Annotated in this window: 10 protein-coding genes; all 10 read left to right on the top strand. The window is 62.4% G+C overall.

The annotated features are described in order from the left end of the window. Positions 1-161: 161 nt before the first annotated feature. The 10 genes from QP140_RS08365 (at position 162) to QP140_RS08320 (ending at position 8,286) form a co-directional block, all read left to right on the top strand. Positions 162-650 (top strand): hypothetical protein, encoded by a 489-nt coding sequence (locus QP140_RS08365; protein ID WP_284759120.1) that lies wholly within the window; start codon positions 162-164, stop codon positions 648-650. A 180-nt stretch (positions 651-830) separates the two neighbouring features. Continuing rightward, positions 831-2,894 (top strand): PhoX family protein, encoded by a 2,064-nt coding sequence (locus tag QP140_RS08360; protein WP_284759124.1) that lies wholly within the window; start codon positions 831-833, stop codon positions 2,892-2,894. Positions 2,895-3,347: 453 nt separating this feature from the next. After that, complete coding sequence (gene rpsH / locus QP140_RS08355) at positions 3,348-3,755, top strand: 30S ribosomal protein S8 (RefSeq protein WP_012359601.1); 408 nt, start codon at positions 3,348-3,350, stop codon at positions 3,753-3,755. Positions 3,756-3,773: 18 nt separating this feature from the next. Continuing rightward, a complete protein-coding gene (gene rplF / locus QP140_RS08350; RefSeq protein WP_070758302.1) occupies positions 3,774-4,310 on the top strand; it encodes a 50S ribosomal protein L6 in 537 nt (178 codons plus the stop codon). Continuing rightward, positions 4,310-4,720: a 50S ribosomal protein L18 gene (gene rplR, locus QP140_RS08345; RefSeq protein ID WP_012359603.1), complete on the top strand. Its 411-nt coding sequence runs from the start codon at positions 4,310-4,312 to the stop codon at positions 4,718-4,720. The genes rplF and rplR overlap by 1 nt, the downstream gene beginning before the upstream one ends. Positions 4,721-4,760: 40 nt before the next feature. Then, positions 4,761-5,402: a 30S ribosomal protein S5 gene (gene rpsE / locus QP140_RS08340; RefSeq protein ID WP_070644713.1), complete on the top strand. Its 642-nt coding sequence runs from the start codon at positions 4,761-4,763 to the stop codon at positions 5,400-5,402. Between the two features lie 3 nt (positions 5,403-5,405). Continuing rightward, positions 5,406-5,591 carry a 50S ribosomal protein L30 gene (gene rpmD / locus QP140_RS08335; RefSeq protein ID WP_070644714.1) on the top strand — a complete coding sequence of 62 codons (186 nt, stop codon included), beginning with the start codon at positions 5,406-5,408 and terminating at the stop codon, positions 5,589-5,591. A gap of 2 nt (positions 5,592-5,593) precedes the next feature. Next, positions 5,594-6,040, top strand: coding sequence for a 50S ribosomal protein L15 (rplO, locus tag QP140_RS08330; protein ID WP_012359606.1), 447 nt, complete (start codon positions 5,594-5,596; stop codon positions 6,038-6,040). Between the two features lie 369 nt (positions 6,041-6,409). Further along, a complete protein-coding gene (gene secY / locus QP140_RS08325; RefSeq protein WP_070761545.1) occupies positions 6,410-7,744 on the top strand; it encodes a preprotein translocase subunit SecY in 1,335 nt (444 codons plus the stop codon). Continuing rightward, positions 7,741-8,286 carry an adenylate kinase gene (locus tag QP140_RS08320; protein ID WP_070761544.1) on the top strand — a complete coding sequence of 182 codons (546 nt, stop codon included), beginning with the start codon at positions 7,741-7,743 and terminating at the stop codon, positions 8,284-8,286. Before secY ends, QP140_RS08320 begins: the two co-directional genes overlap by 4 nt. Positions 8,287-8,311: the final 25 nt, after the last annotated feature.

Below are 8,311 nucleotides of genomic sequence, written 5' to 3'. Positions count from 1 at the left end.
GGGCGCTGTTGCTATCTGGGGGGGGGGAGGGGTATTCGCGGAACAAGGTGATACGTCATCGACAGGGGTGGGGTTTCGTCGCTAGGCTGGGGATTATTCTGCATTTATCAGCATCCCGGTGTTTCCGTGCCGGAGGTGCGAAGAACAGCAAAGGAGCAAACATGTCTTTCCTGCCTAGCGCAATCCTGCGTTCCGTCCCGGGCGCCTACATCGTCAACTCTGCCATCGAGAAGTTCGGCGCCGAGCCAGCCAAGTCCGCCGGTCTGCAGCAGTTCGCCGCCTCAGGCGTGCCTGCCCTGAAGAAGCTGCCCAGCGATCAATTCGCCAATATCCTCGGCGGGGCAGAACTCGCGGTCGGCGGCGCCCTGCTCGCGCCCTTCGTCTCCAACAAGCTCGCCGGTGCGGCCCTGACCACCTTCGGTGCCGGGCTGCTCTCCATGTACTTCCGCAACCCCAACATGACCCACGCGGACGGCATCCGCCCCACCGAGGAAGGCTTGCAGCTTTCCTCCAACGTCTTCCTCGTCGCGATCGGCGCCGGGCTCGTCGCCATGGATGCCGCCGACGGTGCCAATAAGTTCGCCACGAAGCGGAAGATCAAGAAGGCCGAGAAGCGCGCCGAAAAGCGGGCGCTCAAGGCCGACAACTAACCCCGCGCAGGTTCTGGCGTTGCGCACTCCGGGGAGGTTAAACCAGTAGAGGGTTCAACCAGGGGGTGCCACGCCAGGGGGCGGAGACAATTAACGCCGGATTCACTCTGGCCTCCCTTGCAGGTCACCTCGCTTGCCTATCTTGTTCTTCGCAAGACCCACAAGAAGAAGGACAATTACGTGGCAATCAAGGGCATGAACCTGCTGTTCCAATCTCGTCGCTCGTCCCGCACCTGTACCTACAAGTGCGGTAACGCCTGCTTCGGGGAGTGCTCAAACACCTCCTCGAACCCATACTTCGGGGACATCTCCCGCCGCAGCGTGCTGCGGGGTGCTGGCCTGGCAGCGCTGACGGTCGGCGGCGGAAGTGCACTGGCGGCGTGCGCGGACGGCAGCACCGCCCAGTCCGTCAGCTCCTCCGAGGGTGGCAAAGCCCCCGGCCCACTGAAGGGCATGCAGTTCGAGCCAGTGGCTACCAATGAGAAGGACGAACTCGTGGTTCCCGAGGGCTACGCCTCCGGCGTCCTGATCGCCTGGGGTGACCCGATCTTCCCGGACGCCCCGAAGTTCGACCCGTACAAGCAGACCGCCAAGGCCGCGGAGCGCCAGTTCGGCTTCAACAACGACTTCGCGGGCCTGCTGGAGCACCCGAAGGACCCGAACCGCCTGCTCTACGTGTGCTCCCACGAGTACACCACCGAGCCACACATGTTCCCGCGCTACGACGCCGAGAACCCCACCGACGAGCAGATCAACATCGGTCTGGCCAACCACGGCCACACCATCCTCGAGGTCTCCAAGGTCGGCAAGACCGGCGAACTCAAGCGCGAGTTCGGCCCGCTGAACCGCCGCATCACCGGCGAAACCATCTTCGAGATGCGCGGCGTGGCCGCCGGCCACGAACTGGTCAAGACCAAGGCCGACCCGAGCGGCAAGAAGGTCCGCGGCACCCTGAACAACTGCTCCGGCGGCATCACCCCGTGGGGCACCTTCCTCTCCGGCGAGGAGAACTTCGAGCAGTACTGGGCCAACGCCGACAAGGCCCAGGTCGAGGGCAAGGCCAAGGAAGACATCAAGCGCTTCGACCCGCCAGAGGGTGCCTCCGAGCGCAAGTGGGAGCGCCTTCACGACCGCTTCGACCTCTCCAAGGAACCCAACGAGTTCCACCGTTTCGGCTGGATGGTTGAGGTCGACCCGACCGACCCATATTCCACCCCGGTCAAGCACACCTCCATGGGCCGCTTCAAGCACGAGGCCGGCAACATCTACGTCACCGACGACGGCACCGTCGTCTGCTACTCCGGCGACGACGCCCGCTTCGAGTACATCTACAAGTTCGTCTCCTCCAAGAAGATCAAGGAGGGGGACATGAAGCACAACATGACCATCCTCGACGAGGGCACTCTCTACGTCGCCACCTTGAAGGGCAACTCCCCGGACAAGGAGATCACCGGCGACGGCGAGCTGCCGGAAGACGGCAAGTTCGACGGCACCGGCCAGTGGAAGAAGCTGCTGACCGTCACCGCGGACGGTGCGGAGTCCCACGTCGATGGCTTCACCCCGGAGGAGGTCGCCGTCTACACCCGCATGGCTGCAGACAAGGTGGGTGCCACCAAGATGGACCGCCCGGAGGACTTCGAAGCCAACCCGCACACCGGCCTGCTCTACGTCTCCCTGACCAATAACAAGTACCGCGGTGCGACCGGCGAGAATGCCGAGAAGAACCAGGAAGACCCGAAGGAATACGCTCCGATCAAGGAGAACAAGAACGGCCTGGTCATGGAGATCGACGACGAGCACGTGGGGGAGAAGTTCACCTGGAACCTGCTGCTGGTCTGTGGCGACCCGGAGGAAGCCGAGACTTACTTCGGCGGCTTCGATAAGTCCAAGGTTTCCCCAATCTCCTGCCCGGATAACCTGGCCTTCGACTCCCACGGCAACCTGTGGATCTCCACCGACGGCAACGCCCTGGACAGCAACGACGGCCTGTACGCGGTCGGCCTGAAGGGGGAGAACCGCGGCGAGACCCGCTGCTTCCTCACCGTTCCGGTGGCTGCGGAGACCTGTGGTCCAATTGTTACGGACGAGCGCGTCATGGTGAACGTCCAACACCCAGGTGAGGACGACGACGCGACCTTCGAAAAGCCTGCCTCCCACTGGCCGGAGGGCGGCAACTCGGTGCCGCGCCCGGCCGTGGCTGTGGTGTGGCGCCGCGACGGTAAGAAGATCGGTATTGAGGCCTAACGGAAAGGCTTAGCGGAAAGGCCTTGGGGGAGGCCTAGCGGGGGGGGGAGCCACAGGATAAAGCCGCGGTGCAGCGAATGGGTCTGCGCCGCGGCTTCGTGGTCAGTCGCCCACGGGGGAACGCGAGAAGCCTGGAGGGGATAGCTAGCGGGCCCACCGGCCCCGGCTTGGCAATAAATACGCAGGTTGCTAAGCTTATTGAGTCTTGTTGCGGGAAAAGTGTGCCCACAGCACACTTGACGTGCGCAGATCTGCTCACACAGTCAACAAGAGCTAGTAAGAAAACATCCACTTTGTTGTAGGCCCCCTGCCCATAGCGGCCGCGGACACATCTTGGTAGCGAGCGCCCCAAGCTATTGGGCTTGGAAGTGCGTTAGTCGCCAGCGAGTCGCGGTGCACGCGAAAAGGGTGGGAACGGGAACCGCAACGAGAAAGGTAAAGGTCACCTAAACCATGACCATGACTGACCCGATCGCGGACATGTTGTCCCGCGTGCGGAACGCTTCCAACGCGTTCCACGACAGCGTCACGATGCCTTCCTCCAAGCTCAAGGCTCACATTGCTGAGATCCTGAAGCAGGAAGGCTACATCGAAGACTTTGCCGTCAACGACCGCAAGGATGGCAAGGCAGGCAAGGAGCTTGAGATCACCCTCAAGTACGGCCCGACCCGCGAGCGCGCTCTCGCCGGTGTCCGCCGCGTCTCCAAGCCAGGCCTGCGTGTGTACACCAAGTCCACCAATCTGCCAAAGGTTCTCGGTGGCCTGGGCGTGGCAATTATCTCCACGTCCCACGGCCTGCTGACTGACCGTGAGGCCTCGAACAAGGGCGTCGGCGGCGAAGTGCTCGCCTACGTCTGGTAATAGAAGGAGGAACCAAGCATGTCTCGTATCGGCTTCGCTCCGGTGTCCGTCCCTTCTGGCGTCACCGTCACCATCAACGGTCAGAACGTTGAGGTCAAGGGCCCGAAGGGCACCCTCAACACTGACATCCCAGCGCCGATCGCAGTGGCACAGGAAGGCGACGAGATCATCGTCTCCCGCCCGGACGATCACCGCAAGAACCGCTCCCTGCACGGCCTTTCCCGCTCCCTCGTCAACAACATGGTTGTTGGCGTGACCGAGGGGTACACCACGAAGATGGAGATCTTCGGCGTTGGTTACCGTGTGCAGCTCAAGGGCAAGGACCTCGAGTTCTCCCTGGGCTACTCCCACCCAATCCTGATCAAGGCTGACGAAGGTATCACCTTCGCCGTGGACGGAAACACCAAGTTCTCCATCTCTGGCATCGACAAGCAGAAGGTCGGACAGATCGCCGCCAACATTCGTGGCCTGCGTAAGGATGACCCATACAAGGGTAAGGGCATCCGCTACGAGGGCGAGCAGGTCCGTCGCAAGGTCGGAAAGACGGGTAAGTAATGAGCAACAACGATTCCAACAAGGCTGGCAAGCGCCTTCCGCTGGGCAAGGACATCTCCACTCGCCGTCGCGTTGCGCGCTCCCGCCGTCACAACCGCATCCGCAAGACCATCCAGGGCACCCCGGAGACCCCGCGTCTCGTCGTGCACCGTTCTTCTCGCCACATGCACGCACAGATCATCGACGACACCGTCGGTCACACCCTGTGCGCTGCGTCCACCCTCGAAGCAGAGGTCCGTGGAGTCGAGGGCGACAAGAAGGCACGTGGCGCCAAGGTTGGCGAACTGATCGCACAGCGTGCGAAGGAAGCTGGCATCGAGGCAGTCGTCTTCGACCGCGCTGGCTACCAGTACCACGGCCGCGTCGCCGCTCTGGCAGACGCCGCCCGCGAAGGTGGTCTGAAGTTCTAATGACCACCAACACCATGAACTCCAACGGAAGGAACGCGTGATGTCGGAACGTGACCGTAACGGCGGACGCTCCGCCGAGAACAACCGCAACGATCGCAACCAGCGCGGCGGCCGCAACGAGCGCGGTGGCCGTAACGATCGTCGCAACAACCAGCAGGACGAGCGCAACCAGTACATCGAGCGCGTCGTCACCATCAACCGTGTGTCCAAGGTCGTCAAGGGTGGTCGTCGCTTCAGCTTCACCGCTCTGGTGATCGTGGGTGACGGCCAGGGCATGGTCGGTGTCGGCTACGGCAAGGCCAAGGAAGTCCCAGCCGCTATCCAGAAGGGTGCCGAGGAAGCTCGCAAGAACTTCTTCCGCGTCCCGATGATCAACGGCACCATCACCCACCCGGTGCAGGGTGAGGCCGCAGCAGGCGTCGTCATGCTGCGTCCGGCTGCCCCAGGTACCGGTGTTATCGCCGGTGGCGCAGCCCGCCCGGTCCTGGAGTGCGCTGGCGTCCAGGACATTCTCTGCAAGTCGCTCGGCTCGCCGAACGCCATCAACGTTGTTCACGCAACGGTGGCCGGCCTCAAGGAGCTCGTGCGCCCAGAAGAGGTCGCCGCACGTCGTGGCAAGAGCCTCGAAGAGGTTGCTCCGGCAGCCATGCTGCGCGCCCGTGCTGCAGGACAGGGGGCATAACCCATGGCACTGAAGATCCGTCAGATCAAGGGCACTGTTGGTAAGAAGCAGAACCAGCGTGACACGCTGCGTTCCCTCGGCCTGAAGCGCATCGGTCAGGAAGTCATCCGCGAGGACAACTCTGTCACCCGCGGCATGGTCCACACCGTTCGCCACCTGGTCGAGGTTGAAGAAGTGGCAGGGGAGTAAACATGAGCGATCCAATCAAGCTCCACGACCTCCGTCCGGCCAAGGGTGCAAACAAGGCCAAGACCCGCGTGGGTCGCGGTGAAGCATCCAAGGGTAAGACCGCTGGTCGTGGTACGAAGGGCACCAAGGCCCGCAACAAGGTTCCTGCATACTTTGAGGGTGGCCAGATGCCACTGCAGATGCGTCTGCCGAAGCTCAAGGGATTCAAGAACAACAACAAGGTCATCTTCCAGGTCGTGAACGTCTCCGACCTCGAGAAGGCCTTCCCGAACGGCGGCGACGTCGCAGTTGCCGACCTCGTCGCAGCTGGCCTGGTCCGCGCTAAGCAGCCGGTCAAGGTTCTGGGCAACGGCGAGATCAGCGTCAAGCTGAACGTCACCGCACAGAAGTTCTCGGGCTCCGCTAAGGAGAAGATCGAGAAGGCAGGCGGCTCCGTCACGGAGGCTTAAGCCTGAACAACGCAACCCGGTGAGGGACTTTCCTCGCCCGGTAGCGTCGCAAGAAGACCCCGCATGGTGCACCACGCACCGGCGGGGTCTCGTTCTTTCTATAATCCACTCCCTAAGCAGGCCGAAGACTTTCTAAACCAGCAGCAAAACTGTTACTCTGATTTGGTTATCTGCCTAGGCGATCCTCATCCGGGAACGCTTAGGGGTGGCATAATGAGCAACCGGTAGCACGGCGAAGAAAGTCGTGTCTGCACCGGCTGCTACTTTGCTACTAAAGACTTCAATTCCATGGCGCACGCCCTGCGGCACCAGCCCCGCGAGAACTCGCGCGGCCACCACAGTGCGGGCCCACCAACACAGGAGGCCAGTTTGTCCGCCATCACCGGGGCGTTCAAAAACGTTGATCTCCGCAAGAAGATCCTTTTCACTCTTGCGATGATCATCCTGTACCGCATCGGCTCGCAGATCCCAACGCCGGGCGTCGACTACGCAAACATCACCAAGCAGATCTCGGAACTCACCGAATCCTCCGCGGTCTACTCGCTGATCAACCTCTTCTCCGGCGGCGCGCTGCTGCAGCTGTCGATCTTCGCGATCGGCATCATGCCGTACATTACGGCGTCGATTATCGTGCAGCTGCTCACCGTGGTGATCCCCAAGTTCGAGCAGCTGAAGAAGGAGGGCCAGACCGGGCAGGCGAAGATGACGGAATACACCCGTTATCTCACCGTCGCGCTGGCCCTGCTGCAGTCCGCGGGCATCGTCGCCCTGGCGGACCGGGAGCAGCTCCTTGGGCAGGGCATCCCAGTCCTCAAGGACGAGGTCGGCATCTTCGGCCTGATCGTCATGGTCCTCATCATGACCTCCGGCGCTGTTCTCGTGATGTGGCTCGGCGAGCTCATCACCGACCGCGGCGTGGGCAACGGCATGTCCCTGCTCATCATGGCGGGTATCGCGACCACCCTGCCGGGGGAGGGCGTATCCATCCTCTCCAACTCCGGTGGCTTCATCTTCGGTGCGGTGGTCTTCGGCATGCTGCTGCTCATCGTCGGCGTGGTCTTCGTCGAGCAGGGGCAGCGCCGCATCCCGGTGCAGTACGCCAAGCGCATGATCGGCCGCCGCCAGTACGGCGAGACCTCCACCTACCTGCCGCTCAAGGTCAACCAGGCCGGCGTGATCCCGGTGATCTTCGCGTCCTCCCTGCTGACCGTCCCGATCCTGATCACCCAGATCATCCAGTCTGGTGCCGCTGCCGGCGAGGACGTCGCGAACAACTGGTGGAACCGCAACGTCATGTCCGTCCTGCAGAACCCCGCGGCATGGCAGTACATCCTGGTCTACCTCGCGCTAATCATCTTCTTCTCCTTCTTCTACGTCTCCGTCCAGTACGACCCGTACGACCAGGCGGACAACATGAAGAAGTACGGTGGCTTCATCCCGGGTATCCGCCCGGGTCGCCCAACCGCCGAGTACCTCGGCTACGTCATGAACCGCCTTCTGGTCGTGGGCTCCCTGTACTTGGGTATCATTGCGGTGTTGCCCAACATCCTCATTAACTTGGGAGTGGACACGTCCCAGGCCTCCGGCGGCGGCATGCCGTTCGGTGGTACCGCGGTTCTGATTCTCGTGTCCGTGGCCCTGACCACGGTCAAGCAGATCGAATCGCAAATGATGCAAGCTAACTACGAAGGATTCCTCAAATGAGACTAGTTCTCCTCGGCCCTCCCGGTGCCGGCAAGGGCACCCAGGCCCAGCTGCTCTCCGACGCACTGAACATCCCGCACATCTCCACGGGCGACCTGTTCCGCGCGAACATTTCCCAGGGCACCGAGCTTGGCAAGCAGGCTCAGGAGTACATGGACGCTGGCAAGCTGGTCCCGACCGAGGTCACCGCGAACATGGTTCGCGCTCGCCTCGACGAGGGCGACGCCGCCAACGGCTTCCTGCTGGACGGTTTCCCGCGCACCATCGAGCAGGCCGACCTGCTCGAGGAGATGCTCAAGGACAAGGACCTGAAGCTGGACGCGGTGATCAACTACCAGGTCTCCGAGGACGTCGTGGTCGAGCGCATGCTCTCCCGTGGCCGTAACGACGACAACGAGTCCACGATCCGCACCCGCCTGCAGGTCTACCGCGAGGAGACCGCACCGCTGATCGACTACTACCAGGGCCGCATCCTCAACATCGATGCCGAAGGCTCCGTCGAGGACATCTCCGAGACCACCCTGTCCGCCCTGGACAAGTAAAACCGGGACTAGCCGCCATCCGCAT

The sequence above is a fragment of the Corynebacterium sp. UMB9976 genome, assembly GCF_030212265.1.
Lineage (GTDB): Bacteria > Actinomycetota > Actinomycetes > Mycobacteriales > Mycobacteriaceae > Corynebacterium.
This window is presented reverse-complemented; position numbering and strand designations above follow the sequence as displayed.